This is a genomic window from Stakelama marina (assembly GCF_018122655.1).
GTDB lineage: Bacteria > Pseudomonadota > Alphaproteobacteria > Sphingomonadales > Sphingomonadaceae > Sphingomonas > Sphingomonas marina.
Window position 1 is genome coordinate 200750 of sequence record NZ_JAGRQC010000004.1, and the last position, 23522, is coordinate 224271.

General features: G+C 62.6%; 20 protein-coding genes. 14 read left to right on the forward strand and 6 right to left on the reverse strand.

The window, feature by feature from the left end; translation table 11 throughout:
• Positions 1–23 precede the first annotated feature (23 nt).
• From J7S20_RS13570 to J7S20_RS13585, 4 genes are all read right to left on the reverse strand, one after another.
• Positions 24–863: a phosphoadenosine phosphosulfate reductase family protein gene (locus J7S20_RS13570; protein WP_230782946.1), complete on the reverse strand. Its 840-nt coding sequence runs from the start codon at positions 861–863 to the stop codon at positions 24–26.
• A complete protein-coding gene (locus J7S20_RS13575) occupies positions 860–4228 on the reverse strand; it encodes a hypothetical protein (RefSeq protein WP_284054773.1) in 3369 nt (1122 codons plus the stop codon). The genes J7S20_RS13570 and J7S20_RS13575 overlap by 4 nt, the downstream gene beginning before the upstream one ends.
• Positions 4225–5181 carry a DUF4007 family protein gene (locus J7S20_RS13580; RefSeq protein ID WP_284054774.1) on the reverse strand — a complete coding sequence of 319 codons (957 nt, stop codon included), beginning with the start codon at positions 5179–5181 and terminating at the stop codon, positions 4225–4227. The genes J7S20_RS13575 and J7S20_RS13580 overlap by 4 nt, the downstream gene beginning before the upstream one ends.
• 70 nt (positions 5182–5251) lie before the next feature.
• Positions 5252–6376, reverse strand: coding sequence for a cysteine desulfurase family protein (locus J7S20_RS13585; protein WP_284054775.1), 1125 nt, complete (start codon positions 6374–6376; stop codon positions 5252–5254).
• A gap of 274 nt (positions 6377–6650) precedes the next feature.
• Here J7S20_RS13585 and trbB point away from each other — a divergent pair, with 274 nt between their 5' ends.
• The 14 genes from trbB to J7S20_RS13655 all read left to right on the forward strand — a co-directional run bounded on the left by trbB (position 6651) and on the right by J7S20_RS13655 (position 19041).
• Positions 6651–7631: a P-type conjugative transfer ATPase TrbB gene (trbB, locus tag J7S20_RS13590; RefSeq protein WP_284054776.1), complete on the forward strand. Its 981-nt coding sequence runs from the start codon at positions 6651–6653 to the stop codon at positions 7629–7631.
• A 5-nt stretch (positions 7632–7636) separates the two neighbouring features.
• A complete protein-coding gene (locus J7S20_RS13595) occupies positions 7637–7960 on the forward strand; it encodes a TrbC/VirB2 family type IV secretion system protein (RefSeq protein WP_369813978.1) in 324 nt (107 codons plus the stop codon).
• Complete coding sequence (locus J7S20_RS13600) at positions 7960–8235, forward strand: VirB3 family type IV secretion system protein (protein ID WP_284054777.1); 276 nt, start codon at positions 7960–7962, stop codon at positions 8233–8235. Before J7S20_RS13595 ends, J7S20_RS13600 begins: the two co-directional genes overlap by 1 nt.
• Positions 8236–8238: 3 nt before the next feature.
• Positions 8239–10701 (forward strand): conjugal transfer protein TrbE, encoded by a 2463-nt coding sequence (gene trbE, locus J7S20_RS13605; RefSeq protein ID WP_284054778.1) that lies wholly within the window; start codon positions 8239–8241, stop codon positions 10699–10701.
• The gene (trbJ, locus tag J7S20_RS13610) at positions 10698–11444 is read left to right on the forward strand and encodes a P-type conjugative transfer protein TrbJ (RefSeq protein WP_430980951.1); all 747 of its coding nucleotides are present in this window, start codon (positions 10698–10700) and stop codon (positions 11442–11444) included. The genes trbE and trbJ overlap by 4 nt, the downstream gene beginning before the upstream one ends.
• 6 nt (positions 11445–11450) lie before the next feature.
• On the forward strand, positions 11451–11777 hold the full coding sequence (trbK-alt, locus tag J7S20_RS13615) for a putative entry exclusion protein TrbK-alt (protein ID WP_284054779.1): 327 nt from the start codon (positions 11451–11453) through the stop codon (positions 11775–11777).
• 1 nt (position 11778) lies between these two features.
• On the forward strand, positions 11779–13092 hold the full coding sequence (gene trbL, locus J7S20_RS13620; RefSeq protein ID WP_284054780.1) for a P-type conjugative transfer protein TrbL: 1314 nt from the start codon (positions 11779–11781) through the stop codon (positions 13090–13092).
• Between the two features lie 6 nt (positions 13093–13098).
• Positions 13099–13779, forward strand: a complete 681-nt coding sequence (gene trbF / locus J7S20_RS13625) for a conjugal transfer protein TrbF (protein ID WP_284054781.1) — start codon at positions 13099–13101, stop codon at positions 13777–13779.
• Positions 13779–14780, forward strand: a complete 1002-nt coding sequence (gene trbG, locus J7S20_RS13630; protein WP_284054782.1) for a P-type conjugative transfer protein TrbG — start codon at positions 13779–13781, stop codon at positions 14778–14780. Before trbF ends, trbG begins: the two co-directional genes overlap by 1 nt.
• Complete coding sequence (locus tag J7S20_RS16365; protein ID WP_284054783.1) at positions 14777–15955, forward strand: TraB/TrbI/VirB10 family type IV secretion system protein; 1179 nt, start codon at positions 14777–14779, stop codon at positions 15953–15955. The genes trbG and J7S20_RS16365 overlap by 4 nt, the downstream gene beginning before the upstream one ends.
• Positions 15952–16188 carry a DUF2274 domain-containing protein gene (locus tag J7S20_RS13640; RefSeq protein WP_284054784.1) on the forward strand — a complete coding sequence of 79 codons (237 nt, stop codon included), beginning with the start codon at positions 15952–15954 and terminating at the stop codon, positions 16186–16188. The genes J7S20_RS16365 and J7S20_RS13640 overlap by 4 nt, the downstream gene beginning before the upstream one ends.
• Positions 16189–16522: 334 nt before the next feature.
• Positions 16523–16660: a benenodin family lasso peptide gene (locus tag J7S20_RS13645; RefSeq protein ID WP_179407679.1), complete on the forward strand. Its 138-nt coding sequence runs from the start codon at positions 16523–16525 to the stop codon at positions 16658–16660.
• A 51-nt stretch (positions 16661–16711) separates the two neighbouring features.
• The gene (locus J7S20_RS13650) at positions 16712–17335 is read left to right on the forward strand and encodes a lasso peptide biosynthesis B2 protein (protein ID WP_284054785.1); all 624 of its coding nucleotides are present in this window, start codon (positions 16712–16714) and stop codon (positions 17333–17335) included.
• Positions 17332–19041, forward strand: coding sequence for an asparagine synthase-related protein (locus J7S20_RS13655; RefSeq protein ID WP_284054786.1), 1710 nt, complete (start codon positions 17332–17334; stop codon positions 19039–19041). Before J7S20_RS13650 ends, J7S20_RS13655 begins: the two co-directional genes overlap by 4 nt.
• On the opposite strand, the gene J7S20_RS13660 is transcribed toward J7S20_RS13655, so the two are convergent.
• Entirely contained in the window at positions 19027–21168 is a 2142-nt protein-coding gene (locus tag J7S20_RS13660) for an Atxe2 family lasso peptide isopeptidase (protein ID WP_284054787.1), read from the reverse strand. The genes J7S20_RS13655 and J7S20_RS13660 overlap by 15 nt on opposite strands.
• Entirely contained in the window at positions 21168–23522 is a 2355-nt protein-coding gene (locus J7S20_RS13665; RefSeq protein WP_284054788.1) for a TonB-dependent receptor plug domain-containing protein, read from the reverse strand. The genes J7S20_RS13660 and J7S20_RS13665 overlap by 1 nt, the downstream gene beginning before the upstream one ends.

A 23522-nucleotide genomic window follows, 5' to 3' on the forward strand; every position in this document is an offset into this window, starting at 1 on the left:
TTGAGCAGAAAGCTGGCGGTTGGCTATTTGTGGCAGACGAGGCAGCCGCTGTCCTCCTCGGCCAGCATCTGTTCCACCGTCTCATCGGTGATCCGTGCTCGCAGCGGATTTGGCATTCTGCGAGCGAGCGCCTGTGCCTTGCGCTCTTCATGATTACGCTCGATCTCGGAAACCCGCTCCGGCCGCGCCAGTTCTTCGAGACTTTCGTTCTGGGTCCAGGTGAACGGCGAACCGTGCTCGATGGCTGATTTTTCGTAGCGCTTGGCTTCCTCGAAGGCGTCCGGGTGCTCGCGCATCAGCCGCACCCATTCGATTTTCTGCTGGTAAAAACAGAATGTGCAACCGCTGCGAGAGCGCCAGCGGTAATAGTCCGGCAGGCCGAGTCCGGAGTTTTCCAGCAGGCCGATGACCGATGCCTTGTCAAGACCGGCCTCCCTCAATGGGAAATGGACGTGCATGTTGGGGTGGGTTGCGATCATCCCCGAACGGCTCGGTTCGTCGGCGCGGATCGCGACATAGGAATGCACCTCCACGCCTGCGTCGAGATGCGGTTTGAGCCACTTCTGGAATGGCTGAATCTTGAGTTGCCGGGTGCACCAGCGTGTCCGCGGGGAAGGCAGAAAATGGCCGTATTCGGCTAGCCAGAAATCGAAGTCCCGACCAGGGTTGAGCATTTCAATGGGCTTGCCAAGGAAGCCCTCAAGGCGGCCGAGATAATCGTAGACCTCGGGTAGCTCCTTGCCGGTGTCGGTGAAGAAATACCGCACATCGATGTCCGGGCGGTGATCGCGCATCCAGACCGCGAGGGCAGCGCTGTCTCGTCCACCGGACAGACCCAGAACATGCATCGCCTCGCCGGTCACGCTTCCTTCTCCGCGCTGATGGGCACAGTGACATCGCGCTCGCCGTCATCCTCGATATAACGCTGTGCGAGCTCCGCGATCACGGCGAGCACCATATCGGGCTCGAGCTGTGCGGCGTCGAGCGTCTTGCCGATCTCGTCGAGGAGTGGCCCGAGGCGCTTCTGCGCCTCGGTTGCAATCTGTGCTCTGCGGACGACGCTTCGTTCGGTCGACCCGACACCCGCCATCACCATCACCGCGGTCTGGGTCGGTTGCTGGTCGCTGTCGCCGAACAGTTCCACGCGGCGGAACCGGTAGGCGTATTCCGACAGCTGCATCGCCGCCCGACTCGGCTCGAGATCGTGCCACGTCGTCACCGGCTTACCCATCACGAGACCGCAAATTTCCGCCATGCTTTCCGTCGACCCATCGAACTCGGCCAGCCTCGTGATGAAGCCTCGAAGCTTGAGGTCGTCTCCCCCGTGACCCGCTATTCGCTTGGCTCGTTCCACCAACTCGGAGAGATTTCCTGCATCGCGGTGTTTCAGGCCTTCCAGCATCCGGGTTTTCAGATCCTCGATCATGTCTGGGTAAGCGTGATCAAGTTCGCTCAGGACCGTGCGCAGCGCAGGTGCGGTGCCTTCGCCCGAAGCCTCGAGCGCTTCGGGGATGTCGACGAAGAGGAGCTGGTAGGGATCGTCCGCATCTAGCAACAAGCGACGCACATCGATTGCTTGCTTGGAGAGCGTGGCTTGCGCCTTGCGCGACCAGTTGGGAAGGCTGTACGCAAACTGCACGAGCGCCTGTGCTATCTCGAGCGGCTCCTCCGACGGCGCCTCTTCGACGAATTCGCTCGCGACGGCTGCAAACTCCTTCAGCGCGACCGCATTCGCGGCATCGGTCGGAACCGATCTCAGCGCAATATGGTCGGGGTCCTGCAGCAGAAGATCCATGACCAGATCGGATATTGCCGGCTGGAAGGCCTCTTTCGCATAGATCGCAGTGCTGTGACGGCGCGAGAAAAGATAGGTCACGAGCAATAGGGGCATCACGCCTTGCTGCACGCCGTAAGGCGGCTCGCCCCAAGCCCGGTAGATGTCGGCAACACCAACCTGCTCGCCGGCTTCGAGCAGTCCATCGGTTAGCGACCAGAGAGGGGCGAACGTGCTGGTTTCGCCGGGCGGAACGAAGTCCCACCGCTCGCCTTGCCGGACATAGAGACCCGCGCGTTCCAGAACGGTAACCGCTAGGCCCTTCTCGGCCGGATAGCCCTTGATCCCGAAGTGCTGCTCGCCGCGGCCCACTACGATAGCATGCAACAGGGCTCGCAACGCCGCATTGGAATTGCTCGAAGGCCGCCGACGATTGATGAGTTCGGAATGCACGATCGGAGCCTGCCGGAAAGTCCGCCGGGCGATATCGCTTGCTGCTTGCGACAGGCCATAGGAAAGCGACTGCAAATCGAGCGGCTTACCAGTGTCAAACCAGTGCGCGCGCTCGAAACCCTCTCTCAGGAGACCTTCCAGCTGCGCGGACAAATGGGCAATGCGGGCATCGATCTCGCGCCTGGCGGCTGCATCTCCGGCCAGTTCGGGGCTTTCGTTGCGCACGTCTCGCGCGGCTTCGAGCTCGATCGCTGTTTTGCGAATGTCCGCACTGTTCGATGCAAGACCAACAATTACGGGCAGACCGTGCCGATGCTCCGTGCGCGAGACTTCGATCAGACTCGCCTCCGCTTGGCCGGGATCGACGTCGATCCCAGGCAGAAGCAGCAGGAACTTGCCAGCAGCCCCGGCGCTAACCCGAACGTCTTTCGGACCAAGCCCTTGCGGCGCCAGTTCGCCGATTTGTGCGTCGAACCAGCGCGGGGTGCCATATGCGGCGTAATGCCGCTTGGCCAGAATCGGCTGCAGCGAGGCGAGATCGTTCAGCGACGCTATCTCGAGCCGCCCGCGTTCGGCGATGCGGGCCTCGATTTCGCCCTCAATGTCGAAATCGCTGCCGGCATAGATTGCATAGGCGCCGAGATGGCGACGGTAGACCAGCGCCGAAATCTTCACGAGATCGGCAAGCTGCTCTTCGACGTCCGCATCGGAATGACCGAGGCTTGCCGCAATCGTCCGGGATGAGGCTGTCAGACCCGATCCATTGCTGAACAGATCGATGACCGCCACGGTCTTCGCGATCTGCAAGCGCAGGTGGGTGCCGTCGCGGCCCGCCCTCGCTATGGCCTCTGCGGCCTGTGCCCATCGATGGCCGTCGGGCGAAGCCATGATCGCAGGCTCCAGATTGACCTGCAGATAATCCCAAAGTTCTGCCGGTCCGAAGGTTCTTCCCGAGGCGAGTGTCGTGCGCTGAAGGAATTCGGTGAAGCCGCTGGGTTCCGCCGAGGCAAGAAAACCGAACAGGCTGCGTTCGTTCTGGCTGAAGCGCCGCCGGGTGATCGGCCCGAGCAGCGCTGCCGCCGCAGGGTTGAGAGGCCAGCAATCGTCGAGCCTTTCCGCAAGATCCTTGGGCACACCTGGTCGCCGTTCGGCAATCTCGCTGGCTACAATAGCGGCAATTGGATGCGACTGAGGGTGCGAACGCTCTGTCGTGACGGCACGACCGACCAATTCGATGACCTCGTCGACCGCCGTAATGATCGGGACATCCGCAAAGCGGCCCTGAACCTTGCGCCATTCGTCCTGGACGCTTTGCCCGAGGCGATCCGCATAGCGCTCGAAAGCCTGGTGCAGCACGCCCACAACGATAAGTCTTCCCTCGCTGCGATTGGCCGCCTCTGCGAGATCCTGGAAGAAATGGATGTCGATGGCGTGATCGGCAGCACCTTCCAGATATTTGCCCAGTTCGTCGACAATGACGAGAACCCCGCCCTTGGGACGCGCTTCAACCTCGCGTTGCAGCCGCTCGACGATATCGCGCCCGTCAGCGGCTTCCATCCTGGACCGCTTGGTCCGAGCGTGGCCCGGCTCGCCAGCGATTGCGGATGCGACCGCTTCGCGCAGGTCCGCCACCGGGTTGCCCCGCCGACCGCTCACCGGCACGCAAAGCCAGTCTTTGGGCGCACGCCCGAAAACGTCGGCCACTTCGGGCACATCGCCAAGCAGTTGCTTCGCTTCCCTGTAGGCGGGCCCGCGCCCGAGCGAGTAGGAGGCAAGCGCAAGCGCGAGGCTCGACTTGCCGCCGCCGTAAGGGCCCGTCCAGGTGAACGCGCCCTGGCCGTTTGTCGCGAGGCGGAGCGTGGTGGTCAACGCATCGCGCGCCGATCCTTGAAGTACATAACCGGAGAGGGGGTCGGCCTGGCCAAAATCGGCATCGATCCTGATCGATCTTTGGTAGCGCGGGGCGACCGAAACATGGTCTGAGAGATAGGCCTGCGTCATGCCGCGAGCGCCTTGGTGTGCGGATAGGCGCTGGCGATGAAGGAGGCCGGATCAGGCAGGCCTTCTCCCCGCCTGGCAATCGCGCGCACACCTGCGCTGTCGGTCCACAGAAAGGCGCCCTTGGCGACCCTTTCGATATCGACAAGCCGGTCGATCAGCGCGTCCTCGTCTAGCTTGAAGATCCGCCCCGGCGATCCGGGCTCGTACACCAGCGTATCGATGGCGAGCGTTGCCTGCTCGGGCGCGCGCCTCGCCCAGAAATCGGCAAGCGCAAAAAGGAAGATACCGTCGGGCAAGCCGGGCTTGGGCCCGTGGCGGAAAGCGAAAGATCGCGATGACACTTCGCGCATAAGGCCAAGTTCACCAAGTACGGTTTCCACCTGATCGTCGACCGCGCCCGCGCCGACCTTGGCGACATAGGATCTGACGAAGCATTCCACGTCCCGCTTGATCGTTGTGGAGGAGGCCCGCGACCGGTCGAGTTGGGCACACAGCAGCCGGATCGGCTCGGCAATGCCGTCGCGGTCGAAACCATGTGCATTCAGATGGTTGAACGCATAATACCATGTCGTCGCGCGCTCGAAATTGCTGGCGATCTGCCAATGGAGCAGCCATGTGGTCGCGAGGCTTTCCATGAACGGATCGAGACCTGAATCGCGGTGGAAGATGAGGTCCCCGAAGGGCGTTGCCTTCAAGGCGCCGACACCACGCTCCGGGTCTTCTTCAATGATTCGGCACGCGAGCGCCCAATGCTTGATCGCCGCAACCATATTCTTGCCGACCCCGAACCGGATGATCCCTTCGTCCTTGTCGAAGGTATTGGGGGCCGGAGCTTCCGAATCCTCGCAGACGGCATCGTAAGCCTTGCGCAGCCACAGCCGCCTCAGCGGGAAGGTTTCATGTCCCGCGAAGCGCGTCTTGACGCCGGGCTGTCCAAGGGGTCCTCTGAGCATGATTTGTTCCTACTGGGGATTTCCCCCAGTTGGCAAGCCTGCCCGCGCTTTTTGTGCGAACTTTTAGGCTTCAGGCAGCGGCGCGGTAGGCTTTCTCGTACGCAGCCAAGAGCGCAGTGACGGCACGGTCAATGTCCGCCTCGGAAGTGGTTCGGCCAATCCCGATGCGAACGGACGACGAAGCCTCGTCAAAGGAAAGCCCTTGCGCCAACAGGACGTAAGACGGCTCGATGCTGCCTGAGTTGCAGGCTGAGCCTGTTGATGCCGATAGTTCGCCGCGGGCATGCAAGAGGATGTCTTCCGCATTCACTCCCTCGGCCCTGAGGCTTGTGCAACCCGGGATGCGCTCGGCATGCGGATTGATAGTGAAAGGACATCCCTTCCTGGTGACCCGATCTTCGAAAAGTCTTTGTAATGATTGAATATGTGTGCGTGCCGACTGGCCGTGGCGCTCGTAAAGCCGCGCCGCCGCTGCAAGCCCGGCGCAAAGCGGAACCGGCACCGTGCCGCTGCGTCCGAGAGGCTGCTGTCCACCGCCATCAAGCTGCGGAACGAGCCGCAACCGCGCGGCGCGCGACACGGCAAGCCCGCCGATCCCTTTGGGACCGTAGAACTTGTGACCGGAGAAACTCAGCAGATCGGCACCGATATAAGTGAAATCGACATCGATCTTTCCGACGGTCTGCGCCGCGTCTGTGTGAAACAGGACACCCTGGCGATGACAGATTTCGGCAATCTCGCGCACGGGTTGAATGACGCCCGTCTCGTTGTTGGCGTGCATGACCGATACGAGCGCCGTGTCGGGCCTTAGAGCCTGCGCGATGGCTTCTGCGCGAATGCGGCCATCTGCCCCTGGTCGGATTTCGGTGACCTCGATCCCGCTTTTCATGAGCGAACCGGCAGCTTCCAGCACGCATTTGTGCTCGATCGACGACACCACCAGATGGTTTCCGCGTCGTTCGGCTGAGCTCATGACACCTTTGATGGCGAGGTTGTTCGCCTCGGTTGCTCCGCTGGTGAAGAGGATTTCGTCCTCCCCGGCACCGAGCAGCGCCGCGAGCGCTTCGCGCGATCGTTCGACAATTTTCGAGGCTTGCAGACCATGCGCGTGATCCGAATGCGGATTGCCCCAGTCATGGCTCATCGCATCCGTCATCGCATCGATCACCGAGGGATCGACCGGAGTTGAGGCCATGAAATCGAGATAGGCGGGACCGGGTCTGCGCAAGGAACAACCTTCATTGAAATCGTTGCACCGATAAGACCAAACCTGGCCAGCCAAAGCAACCACGATCGCGCGGCGTTCGAGCCTGAATGCGACGCCCTCCCGATTTAATCTTGTCCTTTCTTTCTTATTCTTCGCTCTTCTACCCTCATTGCAGATCCCTGTTGCCCGAGGGCAAAGTAATGTCTTTTTGATCTGCCTCGCGAATGCAGCCGGTGGTCGGTTGCCGCATCCGAGGCAGTCCATGAGCGTTATCCCCCTTCGGTCCGAAATCTCATCGCGCGGTGCGCGCATGCTGCGCACTGCGCTTGGCGGCGACATCGCTCGCTGGCTCGACGAGCCCGATGTCATCGAAGTCATGCTCAACCCCGACGGGCGTCTCTGGGTCGACCGATTGGGCGAGGGTCTCGCGGCGACCGAATGTCTGATGAGTGCAGCCGATGGTGAGCGCATCATCCGGCTGGTTGCCCATCATGTCGGCGCCGAGGTTCATGCAAGCGTACCGCGTGTGTCCGCCGAACTGCCGGAAGGCGGCGAGCGCTTCGAAGGTCTGCTGCCACCGGTGGTTGCCGCCCCGAGCTTCGCCATCCGCAAACCAGCCATCGCGGTGTTCTCGCTGGCCGATTACGTGACGACCGGGATCATGAGCAAATGGCAGGCCGAAGCGCTTGCCGGTGCGGTCGCTGCGAGAAAGAACATTCTGGTCGTCGGCGGCACCTCGACCGGCAAGACGACGCTCACCAATGCGTTGCTCGCCGAGGTCGCAGCCACGTCCGACCGTGTCGTCCTCATCGAGGATACGCTGGAGCTGCAATGTGCAGCGCCCAATCTGGTCTCGCTGCGAACCAAGGACGGCGTTGCGACTTTGTCCGATCTTGTCCGGTCGGCGCTGCGCCTGCGGCCCGATCGCATTCCCATCGGAGAGGTGCGCGGTGCCGAGGCGCTCGATCTGCTGAAAGCCTGGGGCACCGGTCATCCAGGCGGGGTCGGCACGCTTCACGCCGGCTCGGCGCTTGGCACACTGCGGCGGCTCGAACAGCTTATCCAGGAAAGCGTGGTCACCGTGCCGCGCGCGCTGATCGCCGAGACCATCGATATTATCGCCGTGCTTGTGCGCGACGGCACCGGGCGGCGCCTTGCCGAACTCGCCGAGGTGCGCGGACTCGATGCCGCGGGCGAATACGTCCTCGCACCCCTTCCATCCACAACAGGAGACCATTCGTGACCCATATCTTTTCGCGGGCGCGACCGCGCCTGTCCGCTTTGATCGTTGGGAGCGTCATTGCGCTGGCATTTGCGGCGCCCGCCCAGGCCGCCGGCTCGTCGATGCCGTGGGAAGCGCCGCTCCAGGCGATCCTCGAATCAATCCAGGGCCCGGTCGCCAAGATTGTCGCGGTGATCATCATCATCGCCACCGGGCTGGCGCTCGCTTTCGGGGATACATCGGGAGGCTTCAGGCGCCTGATCCAGATCGTCTTCGGGCTTTCGATCGCCTTTGCCGCGTCCTCCTTCTTCCTTTCGTTCTTCTCCTTCGGCGGCGGAGCGCTGGTCTGATGGACAGCGGTCAATCTTCTTTGCCGAACGGCTTTGCGGTCCCTGTCCACCGGGCGCTGACCGAGCATATCCTGCTCGGCGGTGCGCCGCGCGGGCTTGCCATCGCCAATGCGACGTTGGCGGGCGCGATCGGACTGGGTCTGCAGCTGTGGATCGCAGGCATCGCGTTTTTCGCGCTCGGCCACATGGTCGCGGTCTGGGCCGCCCGGCACGATCCGCAATTCGTCGATGTCGCGCGGCGGCATCTGCGGTTCCCCGCGCATCTGCAGGTCTGAGCCATGCTGTCCCTGCGCGAATATCGAAACAAGGCCGACCGGCTTGCGGACTTCCTGCCATGGGCGGCGCTCGTCGCCCCCGGCGTCGTGCTCAACAAGGACGGCAGCTTCCAGCGCACGTCTCGCTTTCGCGGGCCGGATCTCGACAGCGCGACACCTGCCGAACTGGTTGCAACGACGGCGCGGTTGAACAGCGCGCTGCGCCGGCTCGGTTCGGGCTGGTCGATATTCGTCGAGGCCGTGCGCCGTCCGGCACTGGATTATCCCGCCTGCGCCTTTCCCGATCCGGCCTCGGCACTGGTCGAACGAGAGCGCGCCGCGCAGTTCGCAGAAGAAGGCGCGCATTTCGAGAGCCGCTATTTTCTGACCCTCCTATGGATGCCGCCTGCCGAGGATGCCGCGCGGGCTGAAAGCTGGCTCTACGAAGGCGAGGCCGAGAAAGGCGCGGATCCGCGCGAGCTTCTCGAGGGCTTCGCCGATCGGACCGACCGGCTGCTGCGCCTGTTCGAAGGGTTCTTTCCCGAGGTCCAATGGCTCGATGATGGCGAGACACTAAGTTATCTTCACAGCTGCATCTCGACGCGGATGCACGATGTACGCGTTCCCGAAACCCCGATGCATCTCGATGCGCTGCTTGCCGACGAGCCACTGACCGGCGGTCTCGAACCGCGCCTGGGTACGGCCCATCTGCGGACACTGACCGTGATCGGCTTTCCCAGCGCGACATTCCCCGGGCTGCTCGATGAACTCAATGCGCAGGGCTTCGCCTATCGCTGGGCGACGCGGGCGATCATGCTCGACAAGAGCGACGCCACGAAGCTGCTTTCGAAAATTCGCCGCCAGTGGTTTGCCAAGCGCAAATCGGTCGCCGCGATCCTCAAGGAAGTGATGACCAACGAAGCCTCGGTGCTGGTCGACAGCGATGCAGCCAACAAGGCCGAGGATGCCGATGCCGCTCTACAGGAGCTGGGCGCCGACCATGTCGGGCTCGCGCTGGTCACCGCGACCGTTACGGTGTGGGACGAGGAACCGGCGCTTGCCGCCGAGAAACTGCGACTGGTCGAGAAGGTCATTCAGGGGCGCGATTTTACCTGCGTGACCGAAGGCATGAATGCGATCGAGGCGTGGCTCGGATCGCTGCCCGGCCATGTCTACGCCAATGTTCGCCAGCCCCCGATCTCGACACTCAACCTTGCGCATATGATGCCGCTTTCGGCCGTCTGGGCCGGACCGGAACGCGATGCGCATTTTGACGCGCCGCCGCTGTTTTACGCCAAGACCGAAGGCTCGACCCCGTTCCGATTTTCGCTTCATGTCGGCGATGTCGGACATAGCCTCGTCGTCGGTCCGACCGGGGCGGGCAAATCGGTGTTGCTGGCAATGATGGCGATGCAGTTTCGCCGCTATGCCGGGTCGCAGATTTTCGCTTTCGATTTCGGCGGCTCGATCCGTGCGGCCGCGCTCGCGTGCGGCGGCGATTGGCAGGATCTGGGATCGAGTCTTTCCGAGGACAGCGACGAGGCAGTCCTGCTGCAACCGCTGGCGCGGATCGATGAGCCAGCACAGCGCAACTGGGCCTCGGAATGGCTCCAGGCGATTCTCGCTGCTGAGGGCGTCGCAATCGATCCGGAGACCAAGGATCATCTGTGGTCGGCGCTGAGCTCGCTGGCGAGCGCGCCGGTCGTTGAGCGCACGCTCACCGGGCTCGCTGTCCTATTGCAATCGCAGGCATTGAAGCAGGCGTTTGCCCCCTACTGCGTCGGTGGGCCGTTCGGACGGCTGCTCGATGCCGAGAGCGAGCGGCTGGGCGAAGCGAGTTTCCAGGCGTTCGAGACCGAAGGGCTGACCGGATCGGCGGCTGCGCCCGCCGTGCTATCCTATCTGTTTCACAGTATCGAAGGCCGCCTCGACGGCTCGCCCACACTCATCATTATCGATGAAGGCTGGCTGGTGCTCGACAGTCCGGCCTTTGCCGCGCAGCTGCGCGAATGGCTCAAGACCCTGCGCAAGAAGAATGCGAGCGTCGTTTTCGCCACTCAAAGCCTTGCCGATATCGAGACCTCGGCGATCGCGCCCGCGATTATCGAAAGCTGCCCGACGCGAATCTTCCTGCCCAACGACCGGGCGGTCGAACCCCAGATTTTGGGTATCTATCGCCGCTTCGGACTGAACGACCGCCAGATTGAAATCCTCAGCCGGGCAACGGCCAAGCGCGATTATTACTGTCAGTCCTCTCGCGGTAACCGCCTGTTCGAACTCGGCCTTGGCGAAGTGGCGCTCGCCTTTGCCGCCGCCTCTTCCAAGAGTGACCAGCTCGCCATGTCCCGTATCATCGAAGAGCATGGCCGGAGCGGCTTTGCCGCCCACTGGCTGAGGTATCGCGGCCTCCACTGGGCCGCCGAATTGCTCGGCAGCGATGCGCACTCTTCCGACCCCCCAATCTCACCAGAAGGAGACCTGAAGTGACCTCTCGAAAAATCTTCCGCAGCATGGCCATGGGCACTGCGCTCGCCTTGGCGAGTACGAGCGCCTTGGTATCAACGCCTGCACACGCCCAGTTCGGCGGGATCGTTTACGATCCGTCCAATTACGCGCAGAACGTGCTGACTGCCGCTCGCACGCTTGAGCAGATCAACAACCAGATCCGCATGCTGCAGAACCAGGCGACGTCGCTCATCAACGAGGCGAAGAACCTTCAGAGCCTGCCGCTGACGATCGTGCAGCCCCTGCAGGACCAGATCCGGCAGACCCAACAACTGCTGAACGAAGCCCAGCGCATCGCCTACGATGTCCGCACCATCGAGGGCGCTTTCGAACAGCATTACAAGAACGTTCCCCTCGGTGCCTCGCAGCGGGCGATGGTCGACGGCGCCGAGGCGCGCTGGCAAAACAGCGTGGTGGCCTTCGAAGATGCCCTCAAGGTCCAGGCGGGCACGGTTGCCAATATCGAAGGTTCGCGCGAAGCGCTCGGCAGCCTCGTTTCCGCAAGCCAGTCCGCCACGGGCGCCTTGCAGGCAGCACAGGCTGGCAACCAGCTGCTGGCGTTGCAGGCCCGCCAGCTGGCCGACCTGACCGCCACGATCGCCGCTACTGGCAGGGCGCAGGCGCTCGATGCCGCCGAACGCGCGGCGGCCAAGGCACAGGCGCGCGAGCAGTTGAGGCGGTTTCTCGCTATTCGTCCGCGCTATCTGCCCGGCGGATCGGACTGATCCGCGATGGACACCAAGCTCCTCGCGCGCATTGGTGCCGCTGTGTTCGTCGGTCTCGCCGTCGCGACGACGATCGTCCAGCTGCGCGAGGAGCCCGCGCCGGTGCGGCAAGCCGACCGGCGCATATGGGTGCCCGACGGCGATCCGCTGCCGGCACAGCTGAGGGTTTGCGCTGAAATGGGCGAACTGGCGCTGTCCTCGCCCGATTGCCGCGCCGCCTGGGCCGAGAAGCGCCGCCGCTTCTTCGCCGTCGATCACCCCGAGGCTTATTCCGGGATCGACGACAGGGCGCTGCCTGAGTCCTTTTCCCGCGAAGCGAGAGGAGAGAACTGACATGGGCGGCACCGGTGTTGTCGATCGTTTCCTCGCGATCTTCTCGCAATATATCGACAGCGGCTTCGGACTGCTTTCGGGCGAGGTAGCGTTTATCGCGACCACGCTGATCGTGATCGATGTCACGCTCGCCGCTCTGTTCTGGAGCTGGGGCGCAAACGACGACATCATCGCCCGGCTCGTCAAGAAGACGCTCTTCGTCGGTATCTTTGCCTACATCATCGGCAACTGGAGCGCGCTCGCCAATATCGTGTTCAACAGCTTTGCCGGGCTAGGCCTGAAGGCGAGCGGCTCGGGGCTCGGCGCGAGCGATCTGTTGCAGCCGGGAAGGGTAGCGCAGGTCGGCATCGATGCCGCCTGGCCGCTCCTCGAATCGATTGCCGATCTGATGGGCTATGTCGGCTTCTTCGAGAATTTTCTGCAGATCATCATTCTTCTGGTCGCCTGGGCGATCGTCATCATCGCCTTCTTCATTCTCTCCATCCAGCTGTTCGTCACCCTGATCGAGTTCAAACTGACGACCTTGGCGGGTTTCGTCCTCATTCCCTTTGGCTTGTTCGGCAAGACCGCATTCCTCGCCGAACGCGTGCTCGGCAATGTGGTCTCGTCAGGAATCAAGGTGCTGGTTCTCGCCGTCATCATCGGCATCGGTTCCACGCTCTTCGCCGAATTCACCGGCGCCATCCCCGGCGAGCCGACCATCGAGGATGCGCTTGCCATCGTGCTCGCCAGCCTCACCCTGCTCGGTCTCGGCATTTTCGGCCCGGGGATCGCCAATGGCATTGTCGCGGGCGGTCCGCAGCTCGGTGCAGGCGCTGCCGCGGGCACCGCGCTTCTGGCAGGCGGCGCTGCGGTCGGCGGCGTCGCCGGTGCCAAGCTTGCGGGCGGCGCGGTCGCCAGTGCTGCCTCTTCCGTCGCGCGAGGCACCTCGCGCGCCGCAGGAGGTGCGACCATGGCCTATGCGACCGGTTCGGCGGGCAAGAGCGGCGGCGCCGCGGTTGCAGGCGGCATGGCGGGTGTTGGCCGCGCAGCAGGCGGTGCCGTCATGTCTCCGCTACGTAAAGCGGCGGACAGCGCCAGGAGCAATTTCCGCGACGGGGCGCGTGCGTCGGTCGGGAACATGGGTGGCCGCATCGTGCCCGCTCACGGTGCTTCGTCACCGGATCCGGAACAGACGAACGGCCCGCCGGCCTGGGCGCGGTCCATGAAGCACAGACAGAGCCTGGGGCATTCGGCCTCACTTGCCGCGCACACCGTGCGCTCCGGTGATGGCCACGGTGCAGGCGCTTCCATCGACACCAAAGAGAAGGATTAGCTTTCAATGTTCAAACGGCCTTCGATCCGGTACGCAAAGACGCCTCAAGCAGAGACGCCCTACCAGCGCGCGGCGCAGGTCTGGGACGAGCGCATCGGTTCCGCGCGCGTCCAGGCAAAGAGCTGGCGCTACGCTTTTTTCGGTGCGCTCGGCCTGTCGGCAGCGCTGACCGGCGGGCTCGTGTGGCAGAATGCGCGCGGCACCATCGTTCCCTGGGTGGTCGAAGTCGACAAGCTGGGCGAAGCGCGTAGCGTCGCGCCCGCCAATGCGGAGTTCGCACCGACAGATCCGCAGATCGCGTTTCACCTCGCGCGGTTTATCGAGCAAGTCCGCGCTATCCCCGACGATCCAATTGTTGTCCGCGAGAACTGGCTCAGAGCCTACCAGTTCGCCAGCGACAAGGGTGCCTTGGCGCTCAATGATTATGCGCGGGCCAACGACCCGTTCGCGGCAATCGGCCGCGAACAGGTGGCGGTCGATGTCACCAGCGTGATCCGTGCCTCCCCGCGCAGCTTCCGCGTGGCCTGGGTCGAGCGGCGCTACCGTGACGGCGCGCTCGCCGAAACCACTCGCTGGACCGCCATTCTCGGCATTGCCGTCCAGCCTCCCAGAACGCCCGACGCGCTCACCAGCAATCCGCTCGGGATCTTCGTCACCTCGATCAACTGGTCAAAGGAGCTTGGCTGATGACCCACCTACTTGCGTTCTCCCGACCGGCGCTGCTCGCAGCCGGCGTTCTGCTTTTTGCCGGATCGCCCGCAGCAGCGACACCTGCGCCGCAGGCTCGGGCCGCATCGCGGGCGATCATCGCCTCCGACCTCGCCGATGCATCCCGCCTTGTTCAGGCCCTTGCATATGCCACCACCCCCTCGCGGCAGGCATCCCCCACTGCCGCGCGCCGCTCCCCTGCCTCTGACCCCGCCCCTAGTCCTCAGAGCCATGTGGGAGCGGCGAACGAGGCCGCCAGGATCGAACCGGACAATGCCGGATTCGACAATGCCATCCAGCGCTATGCCTATCGCGAAGGTGCATTGTTCCAAGTCTACGCCAAACCCGGGCAGGTGACCGACATCGCCTTGCAGGAGGGCGAAACGCTGGTCGGCCCCGGGCCGGTCGCTGCAGGTGATACCGTGCGCTGGATGATCGGCGACACGCTGAGCGGCTCGGGAGCGACGCAGCGGGTGCATATCCTCATCAAACCGACGCGGCCCGATATCGCCACCAATCTGGTCATCAATACCGACCGCCGCACCTATCATATCGAACTGCGCGCCAACCCGGACATCTATATGGCCTCGGTCAGCTGGTCCTATCCGGCCGACGAACTGATCGCGTTGCGCCGCGAAGAAGAGCAAGCGGCGCGCACAGCACCAGTCGCCGACGGGTTCACGTTTGAGGCGCTCAATTTCGATTACCGCATCTCGGGTGACAAGCCTGACTGGCGCCCGCTACGGGTCTTCGACGACGGACAGCGGACCCTGGTCGAGTTTCCACCCGATATCGCCCAGGGCGAAATGCCGCCATTTTTCGTGGTGGGCGCCGGTGGCGCAGCCGAGCTGGTCAACTACCGGGTCACCGGGCGCTATCTCATCGTCGACCGCCTCTTCCACAAGGCCGAACTGCGCCTCGGTGCCGGTCGCAGACAGGTCCGCGTGAAGATCGAAAACCGCAAGCGGGGGCGGTCGTGAACGAGGAAAGCAAGACCGAGCCGCCACCCGATGCCGAAAGCATCGTTCAATTGCGCGGGGAAGCACCGCGCGTGGTCAGGCTCTCGCGCAAGGCTATCGGCATTGCCAGCGCCGCGGGTCTGACCGTGCTTGGCGGTATACTGCTCTACGCCCTGCAGCCGGCTTCGCAGGACGTCGGCGAAGAGCTAGTGAACACCGACGGAATCGCTGTGGCAGACGGACTTGCCACGGCCCCGACGGACTATTCCCAGGTTCCGAGATTAGGGCCGCCGCTACCGGGTGATCTCGGTCAACCGATCCTCGAGGCGCAGGATCGCGGGGCTGTTGCCGCGCTTCCACCGGTCGGCGGCCCGCCTCCAACACCGTCCCAGCGGGCTTCGCCTAGCCCCGAGGATATGGCGCGCGAACGCTTGGAACAGGAACGCGAGGCGGCGCGCGGCAGTCGACTGTTTTTCGGCAGTGGGACACCCGCCGCCAATTCCAGTCCGGCAGCTTCGGGGGCTGGGCCGCAACCCCCAGCACCAGTTCAGCCATCCGTCTCAACCGCGCGGCCGAGTTTTCTCGAACGGCCCGCCGACATGCAAACGGCGTCCGTGCAGCGGCTTGAGGCGGTGCCATCTGGCTGGCTGCTTCGGGCCGGGTCGATCATTCCGGCAGCGCTGATCACCGGTATCCGGTCGGACCAGCCGGGCCTCGTGACCGCGCAGGTGACCGAGAATGTCTATGACAGCCTGACCGGGCGGCACCTTCTGATCCCGCAAGGTGCGCGCCTGATTGGTGAGTACGAGTCCGATGTCGGATTCGGCCAACGTCGGTTGCTGCTGGCCTGGACCAGGCTCATCCTGCCCGATGGTCGCTCGATCGTGCTCGATCGCCAGCCAGCTGCCGATCCCTCGGGCTATGCCGGGCTGGAGGACGGCGTCGATTACCATTGGGGCGGTGTCGTCAAGGCGGCGCTCGTTTCCACTTTGCTCGGGATTGGCGGCGAACTCGGCGCAGGCGGAGATGATGATCTGCTGCGCGCTGTTCGCCGCGGTACCCAGGACAGCATCAATCGCGCGGGCGAGCAGGTCGTTGCACGCGAGCTCGACATCCGCCCGACGCTGACGATCCGTCCCGGCTTTCCCGTACGCGTTCTGGTGACGCGCGATATTGTGCTGGAGGGTGGTGCATGACCCGACTCAAGCTCTCCGATGTCACCGATGGCAAGCCCGTCAAGTTGACGGTCGAGATTCCTGCGCGGCTTCATCGCCGACTCGTCGAATATGGGGTCGTGCTCAATGGCGGCGTTTCAGAGGGTGCACCCGAGCCCGCAGCTCTGATCCCACCAATGATCGAGCGCTTCGTCGCTAGTGACCGGGATTTCGCCAAGGCACGCACAAGAACGCATGCATCATCAAGTCGATAAGTTCTGAGACTGTCCGGGCTTTTTCTGGTCTCTCTTAACCACTATTAGATAAGAAATACGCAAATATGTAGAATTGCCCGGTATCCCCACATATGATCGGCTCTACTTTCGGATCGGGAATTCAGGTTCCTCGCGACCGGGTGGCGATGCGCATGTCCAGGCTACTCGCTAAAACCATCGATGCACTTGCCAACGGGTGCTTCCATCACCCGGTCGCACCTCAGTTGCCGGACTATCTGTTTATAATTCCATTATAAGTTGGATCATAATTGAATCGAAGAACATGCTCCCAAGGCGGCTGAGAGAGTCGCAACTGCAACCTTAGGAGCATATCATGAAGGACTTCGAGAACGCCGACAGCGAGGTTATCGATCTCGGCAAGGCGACAGTCGAAACGAAGGGCGCGGGCCAGTTATTCGTCGATGCCGGTATCGGCAAGCAGAATTCCACCCCCGGCCTCGTCGACGATTGACTCAAGGCGGAGCGCGGGCCGGTGACGCTCGCGCTCCCGCCATCTGCACCCATGGCAATTGCTGTAGAAGACGTCTCGGCTCTGGCCTGGTGTCGCATCGGGGAGCACCTTGTCTTTCTCGATGTCGCAAAGGACCGATATTTTCGGCTGCGCCCGCAAAGCGAACGCGAGTTCCTCGCTGCGGGGGAGAACAACGCCCGTGGTGGCTGGGCCCAGCCCGACTTTCTTCCGCGCCCATCAGATTGGCAAAAACCCGCGAAGACCTCACCGGCACAGGAGAGAGGAACTTTCAACCTCGCGCGGGTCGCGCGCGCCTTGTGGATAGAGCGCCGCATTGAAACCCGGATCGCAACGACCTCTTTCCAGAAAATCCTCGAGAACCACCGCCGCTTCGTTGAACGCCGGGCTTTTCGGCGCGATAACCTGAGCGGGCAGGGTAGTGCGGTGGTCCATTCCTTTGGCCAGACCCGCCTGCTCCGTACATCGGCCGATCGATGTCTTCCCAGATCGCTTGCCCTTTCCAGCAATCTGGCTGCAGTCGGCGATGCAACTTTCGTTGTGCTCGGTGTGAGCCTTCATCCGTTTCGTGCCCATTGCTGGGTGCAGCACGGCGAGACCGTGCTCAACGACTCGATCGAGGAAGTCTTGCGCTATACCCCAATCCTTGTTGTATGACGCCGCTCCGGTTCCTGCTGGCTCTTCCCCATGGTGCAGTTATGTCGGGCTTGCCCCGACACGTTTCTCGGCCGGAAGAGGCGATTGCCGGACACCCGGCACTGTGGATTGCTCCCGGCGTGTCCAGCATCGCGGTCGCTAGCGATGCAATACTAATTGGCGCACTCTTCTCGAAATCAAGTTTTGGCTCGATCTCGGGCGAAAGGGATATCGAGCCGGTCGCTCCCGATACCGAGCAATTCGCGCGACACCTGATTAGCCGATATTGGGGTGCCTATGTTGCGATCCAGCATGACCCATCGAGATCTTCGATCGGAGTATTCCCCGACCCATCCGGCCTTGCGCCGGTATATTCGATGGAAACCGACACGCACAGACTGGTCGCTAGCGATCCTGCCTTGTTCAGAACGACGATAAATTACCAAGCGGTTGCTGCGCATTTGCTGCGGCCTGAACTCAGGTGCCGCACCACCTGTCTGGTCGGTGTGGAGGAGCTTGTCCCGGGTATCTTGGTCGAATTCGGTCAAATAGAAATGCGCCGAAAAGTGCTATGGGAGCCGAGCGCGATGTTGCCAGGTGTGCAAGCGCCCGGTCTCGAGGAAGCGAGCGAACATCTGCGCGCCCTGAGCGTTTCCGTCATGACGTGCTGGGCGGAGTGGTTCGGGCGGGTCGGGGTTGCATTATCTGGCGGCGTCGACTCCTCCTTGGTCGCTGCGGCTCTGGCAGTCGGCGGGATCGACTTCGATTGCATCACTATTTCGACCGCTGATCCGAGCGGCGACGAGCGTCTTCACGCGCAATCTGTCGCTAAAGCACTCGATGTTCGGTGTCTCGAGCGGACGCTTGATGCAGCTGCGTTCGATCCGTCCCGATCCGCTTCTCGGCGACTGGCACGACCAGCCCGGCGTGCATTCCGTACCACTTTCGACGATCTGCTTGACTCGGCGCGTACGGAGATGGCGGCGGATGTGATCCTCGACGGGAACAACGGCGACAATCTGTTCTGCTATCTTCATTCGGCCGCGCCGGTCGTCGACCGACTGCGCGCCAGTGGTCTTAACCGAGCGACGTGCCAAACGGTCCTCGATATGTGCCACATTACCGGATGCAGCGTGCCTGTCATGCTTGTTGCGGCGCTGCGGCGCATCAGGGGAGCAGGACCGAAGGATCCTTGGCCCGAAGATTCGAGCCTGTTGGCGTGCGACGTTCAGGAGATCGAGCTCGATCCATTGACCCCTTGGCTCGCCGGATGGACGCCACACCGGTCGGGCGCAATCGATCATCTGCGGCTACTGATGCATGCCCAAAATCATCTCCATAGTGTGGCCGAGGATGGGGGACGCTTTTCTCCACTCGCAAGCCAGCCGCTCGTCGAATACTGTCTCGGCGTTCCCAGCTGGGTTTGGAGTCAGGGAGGGCGCAACCGCGCACCGGCGCGGTCCGCCTTCGCCCGAGAGTTGCCAGTATCGATTCGAACCAGAACTTCAAAAACCGGCCCCGACAGCTTTCTGCGTCTTGCTTTCGCCCGCCACCGTCCGGTCATTCGTGAGCGACTTCTTGGAGGTCTCCTTGCGACCAATAACATCCTAGATCGATCGGCGCTCGCGTTAGCCTTGGACGTAGACGAGGTCACTGACCTTGTGCTGATCGAACGCCTGTTGGACCTGCTAGAGGCCGAGAATTGGGCACGCTCATGGAGCCGTTGACGCCGGAGGATAGCAGTGGAGGTCTGACCGTTCCGGTGCGTCGGGGAACGCCAGCCAGCGCGCGTATTGTGGCATCCTCGCCGCGCTGCAATCCCATTGATGCGCAAGCCAGAAGGAGAACCAATCGATCTGCCAGCGGTAGGTGGCGAGCCGGTGTGCCGGTTGCCAGCGATAATGTGTTTCGCCCGGAAAAACACGCATCTCGATCGCTTTGCCGCGATGCCGGTAGGTCTCCCACACATCGAGTGCAGCCTCGTATTCGCTATCCGCAGCCAGGATCAGCATCGGTGTGTCGATGTTCTCGACATTGCGAAGAAGCGACATCGGCTGCCAGAATGCGTCAGCCGGACCGTCGAAGTAGGGGTACCCCATAGCCCTGAGGTAGTCTGTAAAGCGCGGGCCGGCCACCAGGGCGAAAGAACCGCTGTCTTCGCAGCACGTCGTAAACGAGGCGGCGGCAAACAGGTCCGAGTTGATGAGTGCGAACTGCGCCGAAGCCCCTCCGTCGCTGAAGCCGGTTATTCCAATTCGGCGTTGATCGACCGCTCCAGAGCCTACTGCTAGTTCGATCGCCATTTCGAGGGACGACAGCACCGAGCGGCGATCGGCCCAAGGCTCCTCGAGCAGCGTCCGCGTCTCGATCTCCGATCGAGCCTCCCTCACCGCAGGCAGGAAACCTGGACGTGCGAAACTAAGGACCGCGAACCCGCGCGCGGCGAGCGGCTGGATCGGGACATCGTCCCCCGTCCCGCCTCGAAGAAAGCCGCGGCTGGAATAGCCCGCCACGACCATCGGGAGCCGTTCCCCTGCGCGATGCCCAGGCGGCAGCACCAGGTCGGCAAAGCTTTCCACCCCGTAGGCATTGCGGAAGCGCAGGCGACGCACTTCCCCCCAGCGCGTGCCAGCGAGTTGCGGATTTGGATCGTAGACGATGCGCTGCGCGCCGCTGCGCAGGTTAAACGCGACGATCCTGATCGGGCGTGTCGATCCCTCTCGGGTACAGATTGCCTCCCGCCCAGCGGAGTGACACCCTGCGATGACATCATCGGTTTCGAAGACGCGCTGCGGGAGCGCCTCTTCATTGTCCCATCGCAGCAGCGCAGTCCGGCTCCTTGCCCAGCCTGTCCGCTGCAAGGCCATCAGCGAGGTCCCATCGGACGACCACCACAATTCGAAGATCCCTTCGCACTCGCTTCTCGAACAGACCCTGCGCCTGCCGTCGGGATCGGCGATCACGAGCCGGGTGGGACTCAATATTTGCTCCGGTTCCTTTGGTTCAATCCACGCCAATCGGTCTTGTGTGCCCGTTCGCCACATCGTCGCAGTGGTCGAAGTCTTGCCTGGTCGCAGCGGTGCCAGCATGGCGCGCTCTTCCGCCGTGGCAACACGTGTGTAGCCTTCGAAAAGCGATACGAAGGTATATCGGGTTGTTACCTCGCCCGTGGGGATGGGGCGGTCTGCGAGTTGCGGGGCGAAGCGCTCGTCGTAGAGGAACCCGCTGCTCCCCTCTTCAGCAATTGCCTGGGCAGCCGCGTGGATCCCGGGTCTCGAGGCAACGATCAGGCCTCTTCCATCTGCGGCCCAGGCAAAGGTATCGATGTCGTCCGCAAGGTCCGTGGCCCTTCGGGGAGGAGCGTTTCCGTCCGGGTCGACCAGCCAAACCTGCGTCCTGCCCTCCTCGCGGCGCAGGAAGGCGATCAGCGTCCCGTCCGGCGACCAGCGTGGCGGATTGGGCCGCGGCCAACCGGCCTGTACGAAGGAGAAGTCGCGCAGCGAATAGTCGTCGGCAATAAAGGCGCCACCGCGGGCGAGTTCGACGGGGATGCCCTGTCCCGAGATTGGCATGACCAGCAACCGCTGGCAGTAGTGGTTCTCGGCGGGATTACCCCGGCTGACGAGAACCGCGATCCGCTTCCTGTCCGGAGAGATGCCGAACGCCGGTGGAGAACCGGGGACGGGCGAGCCGATGTCGGCGATCTCGGCGAGTTCCGCAATGCTCATCGGAAGCGCTTCTGCTTGCGATGTAGGCGCGCTTTCGAAAGTAGTACACGGATCGCCGCCGCTCTCGCTGGGCGTTGCAACAGGAACGATGGATTGGGCCAATGCCGCAAGCAGCAGCGGGCTCATCACCAGTGCCTCCGGATGCCCACGGAGACAAAGCGGCCGATCGGCGAATAGTTCGTCGAATCGTAGGGAGTGTCGTAGGGTCCGACCTGTTCGATGCCTCGTGGTGCCTGATCGAAGAGGTTCTGGATCGAAAGAGATAGCTCAAGGCCTGGCTCGCGACCGTCACCCTGATCCAGCGTGTAAGTTGCTGCAACATCAAGTGTCGCGCTCGGAGCCAGGCGCCTTTTGTTTTCGAACCGACGATCCAAAAGCGCCCCTGTGTAGTTCAGGGAAACACTTGTCAGGAAGCGATCTAATCCGAGACGCGCTGTTCCGCGCAGCCGGTACTTGGGTGGATTGAAGACCGTCCCGGCGAGTGGAACGATCGGTAATGAGTCGACGATCCGCTGCTCACTCTCGAGCCAGCTGCCCGAGAGGTCGAACCCGACCGATCGCCTGTCGCCGAGCTCATGGTTCCAATCGATACGCGCATCGATGCCGTGGATGGACCATGTCGCGACGTTGATACTACGATTGTCAATGATTGCGATCACGCTCGCCGGGTCGAACGGCGCGCCGGTGAAATTCTCAAGGCCAAACTGCGCTCCATTGATGAGCTCGTTGATCGCGCCAAGGGTGGGCGTGAAATTGATTAGGCTGGCGTATGCGGGATCACCGTAGGCGGCAAATACTGACCCCGAGATAGGAGCGACGACCCGGTCGGTGAACCGAGTATTGAACCAGGTACCTGAGATCGTGATCTCCGGGATGCTGGAGGGAGAAAAGTCGAAGCCGGCTGTCCAGCTTCTTGCGCGTTCGGCCTCGACGTCGGAATTGCCGCCAGCTGCGGCAATGATCGTATCCGAACCCGTTCCCGTGCCGACAAATGATGCCGGGACCGCGATTGCCTGGTAGAAGACATACTGCTGGTAGAGCGTTGGGGCCTTGAACGAACGAGCCCAGCTCGCGCGCAAGGTAATGCTGTCAACAGGAGCGTAGCGCACGGCGATCCTTGGCGTTGCCTGCTGGTCAAGGCCCAGATAGTCCTCGTAGCGAACCGCCGCGGTCACGGTGAGTTCGGCGATCCCGGCCACGTCGTTTTGCGGGGAAACAAGGGGAAGGTAGAGTTCGCCGAAAGCGAAGCGGGCTTGGCGCTTCACGTCGAAAGTCGTGCTTATGGTGCCATCATTGCGCTCGTAAGCCAGACTGTTGTTCCGAAAGCCCGCGCCCATGGCCAAGCGCGCGCTGCCGCCTGGCAAAACGAAAAGGGGCCCTTCCACACTCGCCTCAAGCGTGGTTGTTTCGTTGAAGTATTGACCACTCGCGACAATCGGATCCGACCCCGCGATTACAAAGGTGCCATCCAGACGGGTCTGGTCGCTGCCGTAGACACCGGCAATCTTCGCTTCCCAGCCACTCCCGATATCGAACGCAAGGGCAGGCGCGATCGCATAGCCCTCCAGCTTCGGGTTTTGGGTAATGCGAAACGCGGGCGCACCGTTCGTGGCTCTGGTAGTGCGCCGGGAGTAGAACCCGTCGATTGTTGCGCGGATGCCCGGTGCCAGCTCCTGATGCGCCGACAAGGTCAAGGCATGACGACGGATGTCCGGATAGAGGGTCACCTCAGGATCGAGCGTCGCGGCGTAAGAACGCTGATCGGCCCTGATCGAAGAATTATGGGCGTAATCATAGGCGAGCATAAGTCCGCCGCCTTGCCATCCGGTGCCGCCGACGGCATCGAATTGCTGGCGAAAGTAGCCGCCATCGGTTGCGGCACCGAGCTGTCCCGACGTTGTGAGACCATCGAAGTCGCGCCGGAGGATGACATTGATAACCCCTCCCACGGCATCCGAGCCATAGAGCGCCGACGCACCATCTGGCACGACTTCGATCCGGTCGACCGCCGCTAAAGGAATTGCCGAAATGTCTACCCCTTGAAAGGCCGAGTTATACGGAAGCCTATGACCATTGAGCAGCGTGAGCGTTGCATCGGCACCGATGCCACGCAGGTTGGCAGTGGAAGCCGAATTGACATTTTCGTTGACGAACCCCGCACCAGAGCCGACCCCCGGGTTCTGCCCTCCAGAGAAATTCTGGGGTAGGCTGCGGATCGCTTCACCCAGATCCACTTGGCCGGCCTCGACGATCGTGTCGCGATCAAGTTCGATGACTTCACCGATGACCCGTGCGCCTCGGATTCGAGTTCCCGTGACAACGATCGCAGAACTTTCGTTGTCCAAAGCCGTATCGCCAACCTCGGTAGCGTCATCTTGTGCCTGTTCGCCTGGACTGTCTTGGGCGAAAAGCGGCGGAGCTGCGCCCACAAGTGTGGTTCCGGAAAGAAGAATTGAAAGTGTGCGAATGCTTAATGACAT